Origin of the sequence: Nevskia sp., assembly GCF_051860985.1 — a bacterium.
In the GTDB taxonomy this organism is placed as follows: domain Bacteria; phylum Pseudomonadota; class Gammaproteobacteria; order Nevskiales; family Nevskiaceae; genus Nevskia.
Map to the genome: position 1 here is coordinate 1 of NZ_JBIMKV010000007.1, position 20313 is coordinate 20313.

At 66.6% G+C, this 20313-nt stretch carries 16 protein-coding genes; 6 read left to right on the forward strand and 10 right to left on the reverse strand.

Annotation, left to right across the window (positions count from 1 at the left end; genetic code table 11):
- Window positions 1-86 precede the first annotated feature (86 nt).
- From ACTIGJ_RS08535 to ACTIGJ_RS08555, 5 genes are all read left to right on the forward strand, one after another.
- Window positions 87-1247, forward strand: coding sequence for a DUF1329 domain-containing protein (locus tag ACTIGJ_RS08535; RefSeq protein ID WP_439640046.1), 1161 nt, complete (start codon window positions 87-89; stop codon window positions 1245-1247).
- A 73-nt stretch (window positions 1248-1320) separates the two neighbouring features.
- Window positions 1321-2310 carry a WD40/YVTN/BNR-like repeat-containing protein gene (locus ACTIGJ_RS08540; protein ID WP_439639877.1) on the forward strand — a complete coding sequence of 330 codons (990 nt, stop codon included), beginning with the start codon at window positions 1321-1323 and terminating at the stop codon, window positions 2308-2310.
- 98 nt (window positions 2311-2408) lie between these two features.
- Window positions 2409-4517, forward strand: a complete 2109-nt coding sequence (locus ACTIGJ_RS08545) for a DUF1302 family protein (protein ID WP_439639878.1) — start codon at window positions 2409-2411, stop codon at window positions 4515-4517.
- 214 nt (window positions 4518-4731) lie between these two features.
- Complete coding sequence (locus ACTIGJ_RS08550) at window positions 4732-7164, forward strand: efflux RND transporter permease subunit (protein WP_439639879.1); 2433 nt, start codon at window positions 4732-4734, stop codon at window positions 7162-7164.
- 82 nt (window positions 7165-7246) lie between these two features.
- On the forward strand, window positions 7247-9580 hold the full coding sequence (locus ACTIGJ_RS08555; protein WP_439639880.1) for a hypothetical protein: 2334 nt from the start codon (window positions 7247-7249) through the stop codon (window positions 9578-9580).
- 87 nt (window positions 9581-9667) lie between these two features.
- On the opposite strand, the gene ACTIGJ_RS08560 is transcribed toward ACTIGJ_RS08555, so the two are convergent.
- The 7 genes from ACTIGJ_RS08560 to ACTIGJ_RS08590 all read right to left on the reverse strand — a co-directional run bounded on the left by ACTIGJ_RS08560 (window position 9668) and on the right by ACTIGJ_RS08590 (window position 16160).
- Window positions 9668-10852, reverse strand: coding sequence for an acetyl-CoA C-acyltransferase family protein (locus tag ACTIGJ_RS08560; protein WP_439639881.1), 1185 nt, complete (start codon window positions 10850-10852; stop codon window positions 9668-9670).
- Window positions 10853-10969: 117 nt separating this feature from the next.
- Complete coding sequence (locus ACTIGJ_RS08565) at window positions 10970-11899, reverse strand: SDR family NAD(P)-dependent oxidoreductase (RefSeq protein WP_439639882.1); 930 nt, start codon at window positions 11897-11899, stop codon at window positions 10970-10972.
- 45 nt (window positions 11900-11944) lie between these two features.
- Entirely contained in the window at window positions 11945-13201 is a 1257-nt protein-coding gene (locus ACTIGJ_RS08570) for an acetyl-CoA hydrolase/transferase family protein (protein ID WP_439639883.1), read from the reverse strand.
- 5 nt (window positions 13202-13206) lie between these two features.
- Window positions 13207-13608: a MaoC/PaaZ C-terminal domain-containing protein gene (locus ACTIGJ_RS08575; RefSeq protein WP_439639884.1), complete on the reverse strand. Its 402-nt coding sequence runs from the start codon at window positions 13606-13608 to the stop codon at window positions 13207-13209.
- Entirely contained in the window at window positions 13605-14048 is a 444-nt protein-coding gene (locus ACTIGJ_RS08580; protein WP_439639885.1) for an FAS1-like dehydratase domain-containing protein, read from the reverse strand. The genes ACTIGJ_RS08575 and ACTIGJ_RS08580 overlap by 4 nt, the downstream gene beginning before the upstream one ends.
- Window positions 14049-14058: 10 nt before the next feature.
- The gene (locus ACTIGJ_RS08585; protein ID WP_439639886.1) at window positions 14059-15324 is read right to left on the reverse strand and encodes an enoyl-CoA hydratase-related protein; all 1266 of its coding nucleotides are present in this window, start codon (window positions 15322-15324) and stop codon (window positions 14059-14061) included.
- A gap of 44 nt (window positions 15325-15368) precedes the next feature.
- Window positions 15369-16160 (reverse strand): enoyl-CoA hydratase-related protein, encoded by a 792-nt coding sequence (locus ACTIGJ_RS08590; protein ID WP_439639887.1) that lies wholly within the window; start codon window positions 16158-16160, stop codon window positions 15369-15371.
- A 191-nt stretch (window positions 16161-16351) separates the two neighbouring features.
- Between ACTIGJ_RS08590 and ACTIGJ_RS08595 the strand changes: the two genes are divergently transcribed.
- Window positions 16352-17143 carry an enoyl-CoA hydratase/isomerase family protein gene (locus tag ACTIGJ_RS08595; RefSeq protein WP_439639888.1) on the forward strand — a complete coding sequence of 264 codons (792 nt, stop codon included), beginning with the start codon at window positions 16352-16354 and terminating at the stop codon, window positions 17141-17143.
- Window positions 17144-17162: 19 nt separating this feature from the next.
- Here ACTIGJ_RS08595 and ACTIGJ_RS08600 read toward each other — a convergent pair whose 3' ends face one another.
- From ACTIGJ_RS08600 to ACTIGJ_RS08610, 3 genes are all read right to left on the reverse strand, one after another.
- Window positions 17163-18071 (reverse strand): haloalkane dehalogenase, encoded by a 909-nt coding sequence (locus tag ACTIGJ_RS08600; RefSeq protein WP_439639889.1) that lies wholly within the window; start codon window positions 18069-18071, stop codon window positions 17163-17165.
- Window positions 18072-18171: 100 nt separating this feature from the next.
- Window positions 18172-19170, reverse strand: a complete 999-nt coding sequence (locus ACTIGJ_RS08605) for an NADP-dependent oxidoreductase (protein WP_439639890.1) — start codon at window positions 19168-19170, stop codon at window positions 18172-18174.
- Window positions 19171-19359: 189 nt separating this feature from the next.
- Window positions 19360-20127, reverse strand: a complete 768-nt coding sequence (locus ACTIGJ_RS08610) for an SDR family NAD(P)-dependent oxidoreductase (protein ID WP_439639891.1) — start codon at window positions 20125-20127, stop codon at window positions 19360-19362.
- Between the last annotated feature and the right edge of the window lie 186 nt (window positions 20128-20313).

The window sequence follows — 20313 nt, forward strand, 5'->3', positions numbered from 1 at the left end:
CGGTGCGTAACGCGTCAACTTGTTCATGGCTTCATCCTCTCAAGGTTTGAAGCCTCCGAGAAAGACGGGGCGGTTCAAAGCACCTGCTGGACCCGATCTTCTATGAGCAGGTGTCGAAGCACGGCCGCAAGTTCAAGATCCGTGCCCCCACGAAGAACATCGCCGAGATGTTCCCGTACCAGTACATGGAAGCCACGCTGAAGAACTACGGCAAGGCCAAGTTCGACGACACCGGTAACGTCGTGGAAGCGGCCACCGGTGGTCCGTGGATCGGCGGCAACCCGTTCCCGGACATCAAGACCGGCGACGAAGGCATCGCCAACCTGACGCTGAGCTGGGGCCGCCACGACATGTCGCAGTACGCCGTGCGCGACTTCGACATCAACCCGGACGGCTCGCCGGCGTACACGTACGACTTCTTCTGGACCGAGCTGAACACCACCGCTCGTACCGGCAAGGACAAGTACTTCAAAGACAAGAAGGACATGCTGCGCTTCCAGTCGGTGTTCTTCACGAGCCCGCAGGAACAGGCCGGCGCCTCGTTCCTGGTGCCGTGGTACTACGACCAGCGCAAGTTCCCGGAAATCTACGGCTACCTGCCGCAGTTCCGCCGCGTGCGCCAGTTCCCGGCGAACCAGCGCTTCGAACCGCTGGTGCCGGGCATCACGCTGTTCCTGTCCGATGCCTGGGCCGCCGGCGATCCGATGCGCACCTGGGGCAACACCAAGATCGTCGGCCGTGAACCGCACCTCGCGGCACTCGGCGGCAATTTCCGCGGTGAAGAGCATCCGAACTGGGAAAACCACAACCGTCACGGCGGTCCGAAGGGTCAGACCTTCATGGACTACACGATGGAACTGGTGCCCGAGTGCGTGGTGATCGAATCGGAGCCAACGGGCTATCCGCGCGCGCCGGTCGGCAAGAAGAAGATCTGGGTCGACGTCCGCAATGCGATGGTCATCGCCTACATCACCTACGACCGTCGCGGCGCGATCTGGAAGCAGGTGGACCCGGCGTTTGGCCCGCAGATCCAGGGCAAGTTCGTCAACAAGGACGAGACCGGTCATCCGAACTGGTCGTGGACCTCGGTGCACATCCACGACATCCAGTCGAACCGCATGTCGCTGTTGAACCACGTCAAGCAGATTTCGGGCGGCTACTCCAGCTCGTACTACTCGCCGGACGAGAACGCCGTCTACGAGAAGTTCTGCACCCAATCCGCCATCGCGCGACTTGGCACTGTCTGAGGCCATCCTCCGGCCCAGAACCTTCCTCTCCGCCCGGCGTGCAGCCGGGCGGAGAGGCTTTCAGGAGATTGATGTGCGTTCAGCAATTCTCAGCTTCATCGGCGCCGCAGCACTCGGTCTGGTCACTGCGGCCAGCGCGGCGGACAAGGGCAACGGCGTCATCCGTACCCTTGCCCAGGGCATCCCGCATTCCGCGTTCTTCGGCATCAGCTTCGACGCCGGCAAAGGCGTGGCGGTCGGCATGGGCGGCGCGATCGCATTCAGTGACGATGCCGGTGCGACCTGGAATCCGGTCAAGCAGACCCTTACCGATTCAGCACTGCTGGCGGTCGAACGCCGCGGCAGTCACACCGTCGCCGTCGGCCAGGCGGGCCTGGTGCTCGTCGAAGACGCGCCCGGCCAATGGGCCAAAGGCGAAAGCGGCATCGAACGGCGCCTGCTGTCGGTCAGCGTGAACTCCGCAGGGCTGGCCGTGGCCGGCGGCGAGTTCGGCACGCTGATCCGCTCGGACGACGGCGGCAAGACCTGGGCCCAGGCGGCGCCGGACTGGAGTCGTTACGCCGACGAAAGCGCGCCGGGCACTGGCGAGCCGACCATCTACAGCGTGCACGTCGCCGAATCCGGCGACATCACAATTGCCGGCGAATTCGGCCTGATCTTCCGCCTTGCTGCTGGGGGCAGCGAGTGGCAGGTGCTGAATCCGCTGGTAGCCGGTACGCCGACCATCTTCGCGACCCACATCTCCGACAGCCGCACGCGCAACAGCTACGCGGTCGGCCAGCGCGGGCAGGTGCTGATCTCGACCGACGGCGGCAGCACCTGGTTCAAGAACCCGGTCAAGACCGAATCGAATTTCCTCGGTGTCGCGGCCGCACCGGGCGGCAAGGTGGTGATCACCGGCATGCGCGTGATGGCGACCAGCAAGGACGGCGGCATCCACTGGACGCAGGTGACCGAAGGAGATGTCACCACCGACTGGTATCAGGCCGTGAGAACCGAAACGACCTCGGGCAGGGTCATGGCAGTTGGCCACTCGGGCCGGATCATCGAGATCGCGGGCTGAAACAAGTTATTCAACGGCAGGGTCGGGTCCCGCAACGCTGCAAGTGCGACGGCGTGCGTGGACCTGGAATCGATTACTAGAACGCTGGAGGGGGCAACATGCGACTGAAGAAGGCGAAACAACTGGGGATTCTTGCGATCGGGCTGTCGGCGCTGACGCCGCAGTTCGTGCAGGCTGCCGGCGGTGCCGGCAGCAAGTTTCTTGGCGGTGACTTTTCCTACAACGGCTTCGTGCGCTGGGACGTTGCCTTCAGCACCGACGACCGCGTGCAGCAGGCCAACCAGTTCGGCGATCTTGCCAACGGCGTGCCGATTCGCCGAGTTGTAGGCAACCCGGCGCTGAACTACGCCCAGCCGCTGCTGCCGACCGACGCGCTGATCGGCCCGGCCGGCATCATTCCACTGGGCAGCCTCGCCGTGTTGCCGCCGACCGAGGGCGTGACCAATCTTCAGGGCACCAACGACACGTTCACTCGCTACGTGCCGAAGAAGAATCAGCTCGTCAACTACAACCTGCTGCGCTTCGAGATCACGCCGACCCTCGCCTGGGGCGACTGGTCGCTGATCACCCGCCTGCGTGCCGCCTACCACCCGGACCATCTGGGGATGGAAGAGTTCGCGGCCGGCGACTACGCCAACATCAATGGCGGCTTCGACGGCGGCACCACGCCTGATCGCCAGTTCCAGGGGCGGCCCGACAAGCTCGGCTTCGCGGTCGACGGCAAGAAGAATCCGCTGTTCTTCGAACGCTCGGGCCGCAACTACCAGGTCGACCTGCCGGCCTTCTTCCTGCAATGGAACAGCGGCAACACGACGGTCCGCGTCGGCAACCAGACGGTGGCCTGGGGCCAGCTGCTGTTCTTCCGCATCATGGACACCGCGAATGGCCTGGACCTTCGCCGTCACCTGATTCTGAACCGTGCGGTCGAGGAATATGCCGACGCGCGTGAATCGGCGCCGGGCATCCGCATCACCACGCAGATCACCGACCAGATTTCGGGCGACTTCTTCGCGCAGCAGTTCATCCCGACGATCATCAACAACGTCAACACCTCGTACAACGTGGTGCCGTCGCAGTTCTACCTGCACGATCGCTACTGGCAGGACGGCGCCTACAAGAAGGCGAATTTCGGCATCCGCTTCAAGGGTGAGTTCGGTAACTACAACCTGCAGGCGATGTACACCCGGCGCTACAACCCGCTGGGCGCCATCCGCTGGACGCAGTCCGGCGTCAACAAGTCGCTGCCGAACTCCAACATCCTCGGTCTCGCCTTCAATCAGTACTGCAACCTGGTGCTCGGCACCGGCGGCGATGGCTGCGGCCCGATCCTGGCCGGCACGCCGTTCGAAGTCGCCCCGGCCGGCGTGTTCACCGCCGAGGAATGGTTCAACTACGCCGGCTACATCAAGCTCGATGCCATGGAAGGTCTCGATCGCGCGATCGATGAGTTCGAGTCGTCACAGATGCTGCTGGCCCGGACTGTCAACGGTGACTTCGCTGCGGCCGAAGGCGAGCTGAGCGCCTTCTTCGTGGCAGCCGAAGGCCTGCATGGCCACATCGAGCGCAAGTACTTCCAGGAAAACGTCTTCGGCCTCGGCGGCGGTTACGTGACCGAAGCGGAGCCGGGCTCGATCTTCGACCAGATCATCATGAATCTGGAAGCGACCTACACGCCGAAGCGCGTCTTCACCGCAATCGACCTGCGCCAGGGCTTCGACAAGCGCAGCGAAATCCAGGTCGGCTTCGTGGCCGAGAAGTACCAGCGTTTCTCCACCGAGTTCCCGGCCACCTACATGGTGTTCCAGTACTTGTGGCAGAAGGAGAGCGATCTGGTGGGCCTGCTGCTCGATGGCTACGGCAGCGAGAACTACTCCAGCAATGGCGTGGTGCTGGATCCGACGATTCCGACCAGCAACAACCCGAAGATCACGCCGGGAGTCAAGGCTGGTGCGAACTATGCCGTGTTCGCGATGCTGCAGCCGTTCCCGAACTACATCTGGGAACTCAGCGCGGCAACGCTGGTGGACGTCCAGGGCGGTGTGCTGTTCCAGCCGGGTGTGGTCTGGAAGCCGCGCGGCAACATCACGCTGAACATGTTCTACAACTTCGTGCACGACAACGCTTGGGGCAACAACGCCAACAAGAACATCGTGCGCCTGATCGGCCAGACCAACGAACTGACGCTGCGACTCGGCTACCAGTTCTGATGCGCCGGCCACCTGCAGTGTCGGCGAGAACCGCAGGCGGCCATCTGGAGGGACGAACCGGATGGGCAATGCCATCCGGTTCGTCTACAAAGTGGAAGGCGCTGCTGCACCGTCCACGATTCGCCGTACCGTCGTACCGGCACTGCTCCGTCGTACGAACGGTATCCGTTGAACCCTTGATCTGAAGAACGCCATGTCCTCTGCCCCCAACGCAATGCCCCTTCGCTTCCGGATCGCCAAGTGGGTGATGGATCGCCGCGCCATGGTTTCGGTGTGGTTCGTGATCGTCACGCTCGCTTTCGCAGCCGGGATTCCGCGAGTGGAAATCCGCACGATTTTCGCCGACCTGCTGCCGCAGGACGACGAGTTCGTGAAGATCTACAACGCGCATCCGAACTTCGGTAATCCGCTGACCATGTTCGTGATGCTGAAGCGCAAGAACGGCGACATCTACCACGCCGAGACATTGCAGAAGGTCTGGGACCTGACCCGCAACATCGACTTGACCGAGGGCGTGGACCACGACCAGATCATCTCGATCTCCACCGAAAAGCTGCGTTACGTCGAAGCCACGCCGCAGGGTGTGGACGTTCGCCCACTGATGGGTGACGCGGTACCGAAGGACCCGGCGGAGGTCGAGGATTTCCGTCGTCGCGTCGCCCAGTCGCCGAACGCCCGCAACTTCTATGTGTCGGCCGACGGCTCGTCGACCCTGATCAGCGCCACCTTCCAGACCTCGGTCCAGTACGGCGTGGCGTTCAACTACGTCGATGGCCTGGTCAAGGCGGCCGCCGACGAGAACCACGAAGTGTTCCTCGCCGGCCAGCCGGCGCTGACCGGCTGGGTCTATCGCTTCCAGAAGCAGACCTACCAGATCTTCGGTGTCACCGTCGCGCTGCTGTTCATCGCGCTGGTGCTGTACATGCGCAACGTGGCCGGCGTGGTCGTGCCGGTGGTCTGCGCGGCGATGGCCGGCGTCTGGGGCTTCGGCTTTATCGGCTGGGTCGGATTCCCGGTCGAACCGCTGCTGATGATCGTGCCGCTGCTGCTGGTGGCGCGAACGTTCTCGCACTGCATCCAGTTCACCGAGCGCTACTACGAGGTGCTCAAGCACCTCGGCGACAAGCGCAAGGCGGCCGAAGTGACGATGGGCGTGATGATGGCGCCGTCGATCCTCGGCATCATGACCGACGTGTTCGGCATCATCTTCATCGCCATCGCGCCGATCCGCACGATGTACGGCCACGCGATTTTCTGCGGCGCCTGGGCGCTGTGGATCATCCCGACCGGCGTGTTCCTGATCTCGATCCTGCTGTCCTACCTGCCGTTGCCCAAGAACATCGACCGCATCACCGGCGGCGGTGGCAAGGAAACCGGCATTCACAAGATTCAGGGCGACCTGCTGCGCAAGATCGCCACGCTGACCTACGGAAAGCCGGCGCTGTACACCAGCATCTTCTCGGTGTTCCTGCTGATCTGGGGTGTCTGGGCGTCGATGGAGATCAAGATCGGCAACCCGGTCGAAGGCTCGAACCTGCTGCACTACGACTCCGAGTTCAACACGGCCATCCGCGCGATCAACTCGCAGTTCCCGGGCACCAACACGCTGGAAATCGTCATCGAGGCGAAGAACGACAAGGACGGCACCAATCGCGTCGCGCTGTCGGCCGAAGCGATGAAGATTCGTTCGCAAATCCAGGCGATCGTCGAATCCGATCCGATCCTGAAGCCGCGTGCCACGCTGTCGTTCAGCGACTACATGTACGAAGGCAACCGCCTGTTCTCCGGTGGCAACCCGCAGTGGCTGCCGGTGGATCCGAACAAGCGCGCCGCGTTCTCGGCCGGCCAGGCGGTGATGTTCGGTTCCAGCCCGCTGAACTTCGGCCACGTGATGGACTTCGAAGCGCAGCACTCCACGGTGTCGCTGTGGTACGCGGACAACAAGCAGGAAACCGTCGATGCCGCGCTCGCCAGCGCCCAGCGTGCGGTGGATACGGTCGGCAAGGACCATGAAGCGTTCACGGTTCGCCTCGGCACCGGCTTCATCGCGCTGCAGCAGGCGATGAATAACGTGGTGCACCGCTACCACTGGTTCATTCTCGGCATGGTCAACATTGCCATCGCGATCATCGCCGGCTACGCCTACCGCTCGGTGGTTGCCGCGATGCTGCTGCTGATCCCGGTGAACATGTCGAACTTCCTGCTCAACGCCGCGATGTACTCGCTCGGCATCGGCCTCGACATCAACGCTGTCATCGTCGCGGTGATGGGCGTCGGCGTCGGCATCGACTACGGCATCTACCTGCTGTCGCGCATCGTCGAGGAATACCAGGCGCACAACAAGAACTGGGAGAAGGCCATCACCGTGGCGCTGACCACCACCGGCAAGGCCATCATGTTCACGGCCACCATCATGCTGTCGGGTATCCTGCCGTGGTACTTCCTGTCGGAATTCAAGTTCATGGCCGACATGGGCATGCTGCTGGTGGCGATCATGCTGATCAACATGGTGCTGTCGCTGGTGGTGCTGCCGCTGATCGTCTGGCTCGTGAAGCCGAAGTTCGCCGATAATGAAGATCTGGCGGTGGGCGAGAACATCGACCTGTCGCAGTTCATGACCAAGGAGCCGACGCAAGCGAAAGCCTGACGTTGGTCCCGTCCCAGAAGGAGACGCAGTGAGGCGGGAAAAGAGGAATTCGCGAACGTTTTCACTGCTGCTTTCCAGTCTGTTGCTGACGACGCAGCCGCTGCACGCCGAGGATGGCGTGGCAGCGGCTTCGCCGTTTCCGGGCACTGACAACGGCGGCTCCCCGAACGTTGATGCCGCGCCGCCTTCGGTGGTGCTGCCGACCGAGCAGGCGCCGGTACTGCCGCCCGAGGCCGCCGTCGTGCCGCCGCCGGCTGCGGAAGTGATCGCGCCGGCCAATCTCGCGGCCGCCGTCCCGAGCCGCGACGCCCAGGGGCTGGAGTACGAGGCGCACCGCCTGCTGGCGGTGGCCGGCGTGCTGGCCGACGAGCGCAGCATCCCGGTGGCGCATCGGCTTGATCTCTACATCCGGCAGACCGGGCTCGGTCGCGGCACGGTCGAATCGTTGCAGTACGCGATCGACGACGCCCCGGCGGTGACCGTCGATTTCTCGGCTGCGCAGGCCAAGGCGCTGTCCGACAAGGACAGCCCGCTGCGGATCGCGCGGCTGCCGATTCCCGCTGGTGCCCAGCGGCTGCAGGTGCTGCTGCGGCTCGCCAAGTCGGGTGAGGCCGAAGCCCGCCGGCTGAGCGCCGATTTCCCGCTGGACCGCGCCAGCGGCCCGATCGAATTGGCGGCGCTGTTCGACACCGGCACCCTCACCGGTGCCAGCCTGCGGCTGCAACGCGCGATGGCGCGCGAGGCGGGCGAGGGCTCGCTGCTCGGCATCGATTTCGACGGCCTGATCGGCAGCGCCGGCCGCTATCGGCCGGGCGATGACCACGACCCGGCGCTGGGCCATGCCCGCAAGCTGCTGCAGCTGGACGACAGCAGCGGCGCGCTGGTCGAGCTGTTGTCGATCGCCGAACGCCGCCGCCTGCCGAACGGCAGCCTGCCGACCTTCGAAGCGCCGTACTGGCTGGAAACCGCCCGGCTGCTACGTCAGGAAGGGCTGCTGGATCGCGCCCAGCAGATTTGCGACGACCTGTCGCCGCGCCGCGCGATCCGCGCCGCCGTCGCCATCGAGCGACTGGCGCTCGGTGAAGCGCGGCTCGCGATCGGCGACCTGACGGGCGCCGAAAAGCAGCTGACCCTGGCCCAGCCGCATCTGCCGGAGTTCCGCCAGCCCGATCTCCGCTCGGCACTCGGCATGCTGCAGCTGGCGCAGAAGCGCTCGCGCGAAGCCACGGCCACGCTCAACACGCGCTCGCCGGAATCGATCGAGGCGTTCCGCTACATGCTGTCTTCGACCGAAGCGGTCCGCGCCACGGCCTACAGCCGCTACAACCTGGCGATCGCGACCTTGCGCAACGGCGACGTGCAGATGGCGCTCAGCTGGCTCGATCTGCTCGGCCGCACGGAAAGCAATGATCCCGAGCTGCTGTCGCTGCGCGACAAGGCCAATCTCGCGCTCGGCTGGCATTTCCTGCAGCAGAAGCAGGGCCGCACCGCCCTTGGCGTGCTCGGCCGGATCCGCAGCGAAGGGCTGGCTTCGAACCGCGCGCTGCTCGGCATGGGCTGGGCGCAGCTGGCGCCGGCCGGCGAGCGCCTGAAACGCCCGCAGCTGGGCGACAACTCGGCCCGTTCGACCGACCAGATCAGCGACCTGCCGGCACCGGTGCGCAACTCGCTGGAGCGTTTGCGGGTGCTGGAGCCGGAGGTCAACGGCAGCTGGCTCGGGCCGAGCAGCTTCGAACGTGACGATCCGCCGAAGGATCGCCGCGAGGGCCTGCAGCGGGCGCTGCGGATCTGGAACGTGCTGGTGGTCCGCGACGAGCGCGATCCCGCCGTCCAGGAAGCCAAGCTGGCCGTGGCCTACGCGCACGACCAGCTGCGCGAAGGTGCCGAGGCGCGGGTAGCGTATGCGGTGGCGATCGAATCGCTGCGCAAGGTCGATGCCGCCATCGACACCGAAACCGCCTATGCCACGGGCGGCGCGCTGCGCAACACGCTGACGACGATGACCGATCAGGCCGCGCTGTTCGGCATGCTCGATCAGCTGCACCTGCCGCCAGAGGAATCGACTTTCCCGCTGTACGCCAAGCTCGACCGGCTGCAGCAGCGCAATCGCCTGCAGCAGACGCTGACCGAGGCCCGCCAGCGGCTGGAGCAGCCCAGCGAGGCCGGACCGACCGTTTCGCCGGATCTGTTCGCGCGCCTGAACAGCTTCGAGACCTGGCTGAGCCGCCAGCGCAGCAGCATGGCCAACGAAGCGGAAACGACGATCAAGACCCGTCTGAATGCCCGGCGCACGACCACCCGCGACTACCTGAAGACGGCCCTGCTGTCGCTGGCGCGGCTGGAAGACACGCCGAACCTCGACAGTCGCGGCGCGGTGCCCGAAGCGCCGGCCTGCGAAGGGGCAAGCTGCCCCTGAGCGATCCGGCCGGAACCTCGGAAGCGGACATAAAAAAGGCCGGGACGCGCAAGCGTCCCGGCCTTTCTCATGCGGCTGTCGCGGGTGTCAGAGCCGCTCGTAGATCGTCGCGATGCCCTGGCCGCCGCCGATGCACATCGTCACCAGGGCGTAGCGGCCTCCGATGCGATGCAGTTCGTGGACCGCCTTGGTGGTGATGATCGCGCCGGTGGCGCCGACCGGGTGGCCGAGCGAAATCCCCGAGCCATTCGGGTTGACCTTGTCCGGATCGAAGCCCAGTTCCTGGGCCACCGCGCAGGCCTGGGCTGCAAAGGCCTCGTTCGACTCGATCACGTCCATGTCGGCCACCGTCAGGCCAGCCTTCGCCAGCGCCGCCTTCGACGCCGGCACCGGGCCGATGCCCATGTATTCCGGCTCGACGCCGGCATGGGCGTAGGCCACCAGCCGCGCCAGCGGTTTCAGGCCCAGCGCTGCGGCACGGCCGGCTTCGGCCAGCACCACGGCCGCTGCGCCGTCGTTGATGCCGGAGGCATTGCCGGCCGTCACCAGACCATCCTTCTTGAACACCGGCTTCATCTTGGCCAGTGTCTCGACGCTGGAATCGCCGCGCACGTTCTCATCGACGACGAAGCTCACCACGCCCTTGCGGGTCTGGATCTCCACCGGCGTGATCTGGCCGTTGAAGCGGCCTTCCGCGATGGCCCGGGCGGCGCGCTGCTGGCTGTTCACCGCCAGCGCGTCCTGCATTTCGCGGGTGATGCCGTAGCGCGCGGCGACGTTTTCGGCGGTGATGCCCATATGGATCGCATGGAACGGGTCGTGAAGGATGCCGGTCATGTAGTCCAGCATCTTGGCATCGCCCATCCGCGCGCCCCAGCGGCCGGCCGGCAGCAGATACGGGCCGCGGCTCATCGACTCGGCGCCGGCGCCGACGGCGATGTCGCAATCGCCGAGCAGGATCGACTGCGCTGCCGACACGATGGCCTGCACGCCCGAGCCGCACAGCCGGTTGACGTTGAAGGCTGGCGTTTCCTTCGGGATGCCGGCCTCGATCGCCGCCACGCGGCTCAGGTAGGCGTCGCGCGGCTCGGTCGGAATGACGTTGCCCATGACCAGGTGGCCGACGTCGTCCGGCTTGACGCCGGCATGCGCGAGTGCCGCCTTCACTGCGGTCGTCGCCAGCGTCGCCAGCGGCACATCCTTCAGCGTGCCGCCGAAGCTGCCGATCGCCGTGCGCATCGCGCCCACCACCACCACTTCCCGCTTGGACATCTTGATCTCCTGAATAGGGACTACTCGCGCCGGACCCGCCGGCGCGCGGATTCTAGGCGGCAACGCCACCGAGCATCGCCACCTACCCGCGCTGGTCGGCGGGGAAGAACGAAACGGCTAGACCGGGTCCCAGGTGAACACGTCGCCCGAACGGTGCAGCGGGTAGAAATCGTTCTGGAACTGCGGGAACACGCGGTCGACGATCGCTTCCGGCGTCCAGCCATCGCTGGTGTGCGCGGTGCGGATCGGGCGCGGCTGGCTGAACAGGTAGATCTCGTTGTTGCGCACACCGAAGATCTGGCCGGTGACGTGCTTGGCCTGATCGCTGGCAAGCGCCGCGACAAACGGCGCGATCTTTTCCGGGATCAGCTTCTTCAGGCCTTCGACGCGCTTCTTCTGTTCCGGCGTCTCGTCCGGAATGGAGCTGACCATGCGCGTCCAGGCGAACGGCGCGATGGCGTTGGAGCGCACGCCGAAGCGCTGCATGTCGAGCGCGATCGCCTTGCTCAGACCGACGATGCCGAGCTTGGCCGCGCAGTAGTTGGCCTGCCCGAAGTTGCCGACCAGACCGGAGGTCGAGGTCATGTGGATGAAGCTGCCCGAGCCCTGTTCCTTGAAGTACGGGGCGGCAGCACGGCTGGTGTTCCACGAGCCCTTCAGGTGCACGGCGATCACCGCGTCGAATTCCTCTTCCGACATCTTGTGGAAGATCACGTCGCGCAGGTTGCCGGCGTTGTTGACCACGATGTCGATGCGGCCGAAGGCCGAACGCGCCGCTTCGACCATGCGCTGCGCGCCTTCGAAGCTGGCCACCGAATCGGTGTTGGCGATGGCGTCGCTGCCCAGTTCCTTGATTTCGCGGACCACGCTTTCCGCAGGTGATTCGGCCGTGGCGTCGCCGCTCAGCGACACGCCGAGATCATTGATGACCACCTTGGCGCCGGCACGCGCCAGCTCCAGCGCGATGCCGCGACCGATGCCGCGGCCGGCGCCGGTGACGAGAGCGACCTTGCCGGCCAGCAGGCCCGTTGCAGTCGGATTGGACATGGAGAGCGTTCCTTGGATGAAGGGGTTGTTCGGAAGAATTCGGCTTCAGAGCTTGCGCAGGATCGCGTCCCAGTCGGCCGCCAGCTGCGTGCGGAATGCCGGTGCCGCGACGGCGATCAGCGCCTCGGCGCGGCCGCGAAGATCGCGACCGCGCAGCTCGGCGATGCCGTGTTCGGTGACCACGTAATCGGCCGCGTGACGCGGCAGCGCGACCAGCCCGTTGTTGAAGCGGGCGACGATCCGCGAGTGTCGGCCGTCGTCGGTCGCGGCCGGCAAGGCAACGATCGAGCGGCCTTCGTTCGACAGCTGCGCACCGGCGACGAATGCCGGCAGACCGCCGACGCCGGCCATCAGCCGGCCGTTCAGCGAGTCGGCATTGACCTGCCCGAACAGATCGACCTCGACCGCCGAGTTGATCGCGCAGAACTGGTTGAGTGCCGCCAGCCGGCGGACGTCATGGGTCTGCGAAACCGGCCGGAAGTAGTAGCTGTCGTCGCGTTCGAGGCGCGCGTAGTACGCGGCATCGCCCAGCGCGACGCCGGCGTCGATCGCGCCGCGCGCAGCGATGGCGCCGGCGTCGAGCAGCGTCGATACCGCATCGGTCACCATGCCCGACCAGATGCGCAGGCCGCGATGATGGACGAGGGCGGCGAGGATGGCGCCCGGCAGCTTGCCGACGCCGAACTCCAGCGTGTCGCCATCGCGTACCAGGCTGGCAACCCTGGCGGCGTGCTGCGCGATGGCCGGCGAACTGCCGCCCGCGTCGTACTGCACGAGCGGGCTGGCTGCCTCGAAGTAGGCATCGGCGCCGTCGAGCCGCACCGAGAACGCGCCCCGGGTGCGCGGCACCTGCGGGTTGACGTGCAGCACGCGGCGACGGGCGCGCGCCCAGATCGCCGGGTGGAAATCACTGCTCGGCCCGAAGCTGCAGCGGCCTTCGCGATCCGGCGGGCTGACCTGGGCGATGGCCAGGTCGACCTCGCCGGCGCGGGCCGCGAGATCGCGGTAGATGCCGGGGTAGTCCAGGGTCAGCAGTTCGGCGCGGCCGTCGACCAGACCGGCCCGCAGCCCCGGCGTCATCACGTAGGCGCGCTGGCGCGCGTCCGGGTGCAGGCCCAGATAGTCGCTGCGGTTGATGCCGGGAAAATGCAGGCCGGTGAAAGTCACGCCGGCGGCCTTGTCGGGTGCCGCCTGCAGGGCCTCGTGAAAGGCCAGGCTTTCGCCGGACAGGCCAGGCACGAAGACGGTCATGCCGGGCGCAAGGCCGGCGACGACGGCCGAGACGTCGAGCTTGCGGCTCATGGTCGTCAGGCCGGCGGCGTCAGGCTGGCACGGCCGACGATGATCGACTTACCGGCGTTGTCGAAGGCTTCGAGGTCCAGCGTCAGCATCGTTGTCGTGCGTTCGGCCAGCGTGGCCGTGCAGCGCAGCGACTGGCCGACCGGCAGCACCGCGACGAAGCGGGCATCGAAGCGGTTCAGCGTGAACGCGGCGAACTGCGTGCTCAGCAGCTGCCCGAGCAGCGCCATGCCGAGCATGCCGTGGACGATCACGTCGTCGAAGCCGGCCTTGCGGGCGAACGCCGGATCAAGGTGCAGCGGATTGCTGTCGCCCGAGGCCTCGGCGTACAGCGCCAGCTGTTCGCGGAGAATCGGGCCGGTCTGGTATTCGGCCACCTGCTCGCCGGGGTGGGCCTGATCAAGCGTCATGCGGCGGCTCCAGTTTCGGCGCCGGCGCGGGCCTGGGGATTGCGCACCAGCACCACTTGCCGCGAACGGCCGAGCAGGCCGCGCTCGGCGTGGGAAACGGTGGATTCGATGACGATGAAATCCATCGCCCCGTTCTTCTTGTCGTAGAGGTCGGTGACCGTGCGCTGCACGGCGAGCGTGTCACCGGCGCGGATCGGGCCGAGGTAGTCGAACTGCTGCTCGGCGTGCAGCACGCGCTTCAGGTCGACGCCGAGTGCTTCCAGGATGCGCCGTGAGCTGTTCTGCTCGCCTTCGACCGCCTTCATGAAGGTGGGCGGTGCGACATCCGGTGCGCCGGCATCGGCGCCGATGGCCTTGCGGAACAGCGCGATGCGCGCCGGCGTCACTTCGACGGTGAACGGCGGCAGCGCATAGCCGAGGTGACGGCGATCAATGGCCATGGAGGGCGGGTCAGGCCGCTGCCTGGGCCGGTTCGGCGAAGAACCTGGCGATAGCCGGATCGTCGCCAGCGAGCTTGGCCAGCGCAGCGGCGCCGAGCTGGCGGGCGTGGGTGAACGGGCCGCCGGCATAGGACGGGAACAGGCCGCCGACGACGGCCGCGACATCGGCCAGCTCCGGCTGTTCGACCGCGCCGGCAGCGGCGCAGCGCAGCGCCGCCAGCGTCACCTGTGCCAGCTGGGTGGCCTCGTCGGCGCCGCTGGCCTTGGCCTGGTCGTTGGCGGCCTTGAGCGCCGGAAGCAGCGCCTGCGGACCGCGGGTCAGTACCGAATCCGGTGCCAGCAGGCCCAGCTTCGCGGCCTTCAGGCGGTTGAGGAACAGCGTGCGCACCATGTTGCCGGCCACCGGGTCGCGCATCAGTTCGACAAAGATGTCCATCTCGTGATCGCAGGCCGCCGTCAGCGGCAAGGACCAGCCACCGACCACGCAATGGATGATCGCGGTGTAAGCCGGGTAGTAGCGCAGCTGGTAGTCGCTGACGCCGACCGCGCGGGCAATCGTCTGGGTGATCGTCGGGCTGGCGAAGTCGTACGGCGCGGCGCTGAAGCTGGCGCCGTGGCGATCCCAGAGCGCACGCGGCTGCGGCATCGACCGGGCGATCGCCTTTGCCTTGGCGATCAGCTGATCGGCCGGCACCACGGCATCGACCAGCTTCAGCGACAGCGCTTCGGCCGGGCCGACCGGATCGCCGGTCAGCAGCATCTGCAGGCCCTTCGCGGTGCCGATCAGGCGCGGCAGCCGCTGGGTGCCGCCGGCACCCGGCAGCAGGCCCAGCTTGATTTCCGGCAGGCCCAGCTGCACGGCCTTTTCGTCATCGAGCACCACGCGGGCATGGCAGGCCAGCGCCACTTCCAGACCGCCGCCGAGCGCCAGACCGTTGATCGCCGCGACGTACGGCTTGCTCGATAGCTCCAGCCGCCGGAACAGCCGGCCGAGATGGCCGAACAGCTGGTTCAGTTCCGGCACCGCATCGACCTTCGCCCGCTCGGTGAAGACCCGGATCATGTCCAGGTCGGCACCGGCGAGGAAGGCCGATTTGCCCGAGGTCAGCACCACGCCCTTCACGGCCGCTTCGCCGCTGACGAAGCTCATCAGCGAGTCCAGCGAATCCATCATCGCCCGCGAGAACACGTTCATCGTGCGGCCCTGCATGTCGATGCGGGCCACGAGGATGCCGTCGGCGTCGAGTTCGGTCTGGATGTTGGCGTCGTTGAACATGGTCAGGTTCGGGGTGGGTGCTGGTTCGGTGGGAACGGCGCGTATCAGACGTACTTCTTGAAATCCGGCTTGCGCTTCTCGTTGAAGGCCTTGACGCCTTCCTTGGATTCCTCGCTCTGGTAGTAGCCCTTCACCGCAGCCACGCCCATGAAGCTGATGCCGCGGATGTTCTCGGAATCGGCGTTGAACGAGCGCTTGGCGATGGCGATCGCGGTCGGGCTCAGCGCATTGATCTCGGCGGCCCAGGCTTCGCACTCGGCATCCAGCTGATCGTGCGGCACGACCTTGTTGACTAGCCCCATTTCGAGCGCTTCCTGGGCCTTGTAGCGGCGGCACAGGAACCAGATTTCGCGCGCCTTCTTCTCGCCGACGCAGCGCGCGAGGTAGGCGGTGCCGAAGCCCGGATCGACCGAGCCGACCTTCGGGCCGACCTGCCCGAACTGCGCCTTCTCGGAGGCGATGGTCAGATCGCAGATCGTGCAGAACACGTTGCCGCCGCCGATCGCGAAGCCCTGCACGCGGGCAATGACCACCTTGCGGCAGTCGCGGATCGCGGTCTGCAGTTCCTCGATCGGGAAGCCGACCATGCCGCGCGGGCCGTACAGGCCATCGTCGGAGTAATGCACCTTCTGGTCGCCGCCGGTGCAGAACGCCTTGTCGCCAGCGCCGCCGAAGATCACGGTGTTGACCGACTTTTCCTCGTCCGCCTTGCGGAAGGCGTCGATCAGTTCCTCGACCGTCTGGTTGCGGAACGCGTTGAACACTTCCGGACGGTTGATGGTGATGCGGACGGCGTTCTCGCCGACTTCGTAGGTGATGTCCTTGTAGTTCGACATGGCGTTTCTCGGGCAGGGTTGTTGGGGCAGGCCAGGTTCGGCGACGGCTCGGTCGATACCGCATTGACCGCCCGCTGTCGCCATATGGTATGGAACCATACAATAATATCAAGGCGGCAGTGCCCGTGGTGGGCTCATGGACACCCGAAGACCCCGGCACTGGCCTGCCCCTCCGATCCGACGAGACCGCCATGCACTACGAATCGCTGCAGCTGGACATCCGCGACAACGGCGTCGCCCACCTGGTGCTGAACCAGCCGGCGCTCGGCAATCCGTTCAATGCCGCGTTCTGCCGGGAAATCGCCGAAGCGGCCGGCGCGCTGGCCGGACGGCGCGATGTCCGGGCCGTACTGCTGCGCGCCAACGGGCCGTATTTCAGCGTCGGCGGCGACATCAAGATGTTCTCGCGCACGCTCGACACCTTGCCGGAGCAGATCCGCACCTGGACCGGCGGCCTGCACCTCGGCGTCGCGCGGCTGGCGCGGCTCGATGCGCCGATCGTCGCGGCGATCCACGGCACGGCGATGGGCGGCGCGGTCGGCCTCGCCGCCGGCTGCGATCTCGTCTACTGCGGCCGTTCGGTGACCCTGGGCGCGGCGTACACGACGATCGGCTACACCTGCGACATGGGCGCCACCTTCACGCTGGCGTCGCGCATGGGGCTGGCGCGGGCGCGCCGCTTCCTGCTGCTGGGCGAACTGCTGAGCGCCGAGCAGGCCGAGCGCGCCGGGCTGGTGGACTACCTGGTCGACGATGCGGCGGTGGTGGCCGAGGCCGAGGCTGCCGCGATCCGGCTGGCCAGCGGTCCGACCCGCGCCTATGGCGAGTTGCGGCGGCTGATGACCAGCGCACTTGGCGCCGGCTTCGAGCGGCAGATGGAAGACGAGGTTCAGGGCCTGATCCGCGCCGCCTCGACCGCCGATGCCCGCGAAGGCATCAGCGCCTTCATCGAATGGCGGCCGGCGCAGTTTCGCGGTCGCTGACGGCAGGCTGCCGCTGCGCTCAGGCGCGGGCCGGGCGGCGGCTGTCGATCCAGGCGGCGATGCCGGCGCCGATCCGGTCCGGGCAGTCTTCCTGCACGTAATGCAGCGCCGGGCCGATGTCGACGCTGGTGAGGTTCGGGAAGGTCTGCGCGTAGCGCGCCGCCAGCGCCGGCGTCACCAGCACGCCCGGTGTGCCCCAGAACAGCAGCTTCGGCACCGGGCTGGTCGCCAGCCAGGCCATGTAGGCCTCGGCGACGGCAACCACGTCGGCCGGCTCGCCGGCAATCGGCAGCTGCCTCGGGAACGCCAGCAGCGGCCGGCGGCTGGCCGGATCGACGAACGGCGCGCGGTAGTGCGCCATCTCCGCTTCGCTGAGCCCGCGCACCACGGCGCCGGGCAGCACCTGTTCGATGAAGATGTTCTGGCCGATCACCATCGCCTCGCCCTGCCCCGGCGTGCGGAAGGCCTGGAACACCGGCTGCAGGTGTTCGGGCCAGTCGGACCAGGCCGGCACCGGCGCGATGAACTCCATCATCGCGATGCCGTTGACGCGCTCGGCATGGCGGCGCGCCCAGTGCAGGCCGATCGCCGAGCCCCAGTCGTGGATCACCAGCGTGACCCGGCCGAGACCCAGCGCTTCGATGAAGGCATCGATGTAGCGGACATGGTCGGCGAAGCGGTAGTCGATGTCCGGCTTGTCGGAGCGGCCGAAGCCGATCAGGTCCGGCGCGATGCAGCGGGCGCCTCGGGCGGCGACCGGCGGAATGATGTTGCGCCACAGGTACGACGAGGTCGGGTTGCCGTGCAGGAACAGCACCACCTCGTCGTTGCCGGCGACGGGGCCGGTGTCGATGTAGTGCAGGCGGCTGCCGAGTACCTCGACGTCATGGGAGCGGAAGTCGAAGGCGGTATTGACGGCTGCGGACATGGCGGACCCCGGCGTGCGGTTTGTGGACGCCGCCGAGTGTGACACCGGGCCACCGCCCGGACTGCAATGGCGAGCCCGCAGTCGGTGCCCGCGCCGGCGCTCAGCGCAGCCGGATCAGCTTCTTGCCGGTGTTGCGTCCTTCATAGACATCGACCAGCGCCTGCGGGGCCAGGGCGATGTCATCACCGATGTCCTCGGCGTGGCGCAGGCTGCCGTCGCGCAGCATCGCCGCCAGCCGGGCAGCGGTGTCGTCGAAGCGTTGCAGGTGATCGAAGATCACGAAGCCTTCGATACGCAGCCGGCGGGTCAGGATTTCGCGTTCGATGCGCGGGCCGGTCGGGTTCGGCACCCAGGAGGCGATCGACATCGTGCCGCACTGGATCACCCGGCCGAACCAGGCCATGTGGCGGATCACGGTGTCGGCGATCGGCCCGGCGGTGTTGTCGAAGAACACGTTGACGCCATTCGGGCAGCTCGTCTTCAGCTGCGGCTCCAGCGGCTGGCGATAGTTGATGAAGGCCTCATAGCCGTAGTCGGCGATCGCCTGCCGGCCTTTTTCGTCAGAGCCGACCACGGCGACTGCGCGCGCGCCGGCCTGCCGGGCCAGCTGACCGACGATGCTGCCGACGGCGCCGGCGGCGGCCGTGACCAGCACCGTTTCGCCGGGCTGCGGCCGGCCGATGTCGTGCAGCGCCAGATAGGCGGTCAGGCCGTTGATGCCGAGCAGGCCGGCGGCCGTCGACAGCGGCGCCTGCGCCGGATCGACCCGGCGCAGCACGGCGGCCGGCGTCGCCACGCAGTAGTCCTGCCAGCCGAACCAGCCGTACAGATGCTGGCCCACGGCGATGTCCGCGTGCTTTGAAGCGATCACCTTGCCGACCGCCATCGCCCGCATCACCGCGCCGATCGCGACCGGCGGGGCGTAGTTGTTCTCGTCGTTGACATAGCCGCGCTGGGCCGGGTCCACCGACAGGTAAAGGTTCTCGACCAGGAATTCGCCATCGCGCAGCTCGGGCACCGGCACGGTCTGCAGCGCGAAGTGCTCCGGCTGCGGGATGCCGACCGGGCGGGACTTGAGGGTGATCTGGCGGTTGTTCATTTGCTGGCGGGGTGAAAGGCAACCGTTAAACGCTAAAGGCGCAATGGGAAAAGAAAGGACGCAAAGAACAACAAGGATTCGATCAGCATCGATACAGGCTCGATGTTCCTTCTTTGCGCCCTTTCTTGGCTTTCCTCTGCGCCTTTGCGTTTAACCGTTGACGTTGCTTGCAGTCGTTGCGGCGGCTACTTAGCCGTGCATCGTCAGGCCGCCCGAGACGGAGATCGTCTGGCCGGTCATGAACGCCGCATCGTCGCTGGCCAGGAAGGCGACCAGGCCCGGATAGTCGGACGGTTCGCCGATGCGGCCCAGCGGCACGCCGCGCACCATCGCGTCGCGGATCTTCTGGCCTTCTTCGCCGGTGCCGACAAAAGCGTCCATCGCCGGCGTGTTGGTCGGGCCGGGGGCGACGCAGTTCAGCGTGACGTTCTTGCGTGCCACTTCGCGGGCCAGCGCCTTGGCGAAGGCGATCGTCGCGCCCTTGGTGCCGGAGTAGACGACTTCACCGCTGGAGCCGACGCGGCCGGCATCCGAAGCGATGAAGATCACCCGGCCGCCGCCACGGGCGACCATGCCCTGCACGACCGCATGGGTCATGTGCAGCGGGCCCATGTAGTTGATGTCGACCACCTTCTTCCAGAAGTCCGGGGTGGTCTTCAGGAACGGGATCGGCTTGTCCCAGCCGGCGTTGTTGACCAGTGCCCAGGTCGGGCCGATCTTGGCTTCGACCTCGGCGACGGTCTTCTTGACCGCCTCGTAGTCGGTGATGTCGCAGATGCCGGCCGCGGCACGGCCGCCGGCAGCTTCGATTTCGGCAACGGCCTTGGCCGCTGCGTCCGCATTCATGTCGAGCACGCCGACCACCATGCCTTCTTCGGCCAGACGCTTGGCGATCGCAAGGCCGATGCCGCTCGCCGCGCCGGTGACCAGGGCCACCTTGTCTTTCAGTCCACGCAAGATTCTTCTCCGGATTGAGGGTGCTGCTCGTAGATCAGGCCCGGGCGGCGGCGTCGCTGCGTTGACGCTTGTGCACCGGCACCGCTTGTTTGGCCGGGCCTTGCAACATAGTATGGCACCATACTACTAGCGCGAACAACGCGCCTGGGTCTGGATGTCGATCGGCGGAGGATGGACTGACGCAGG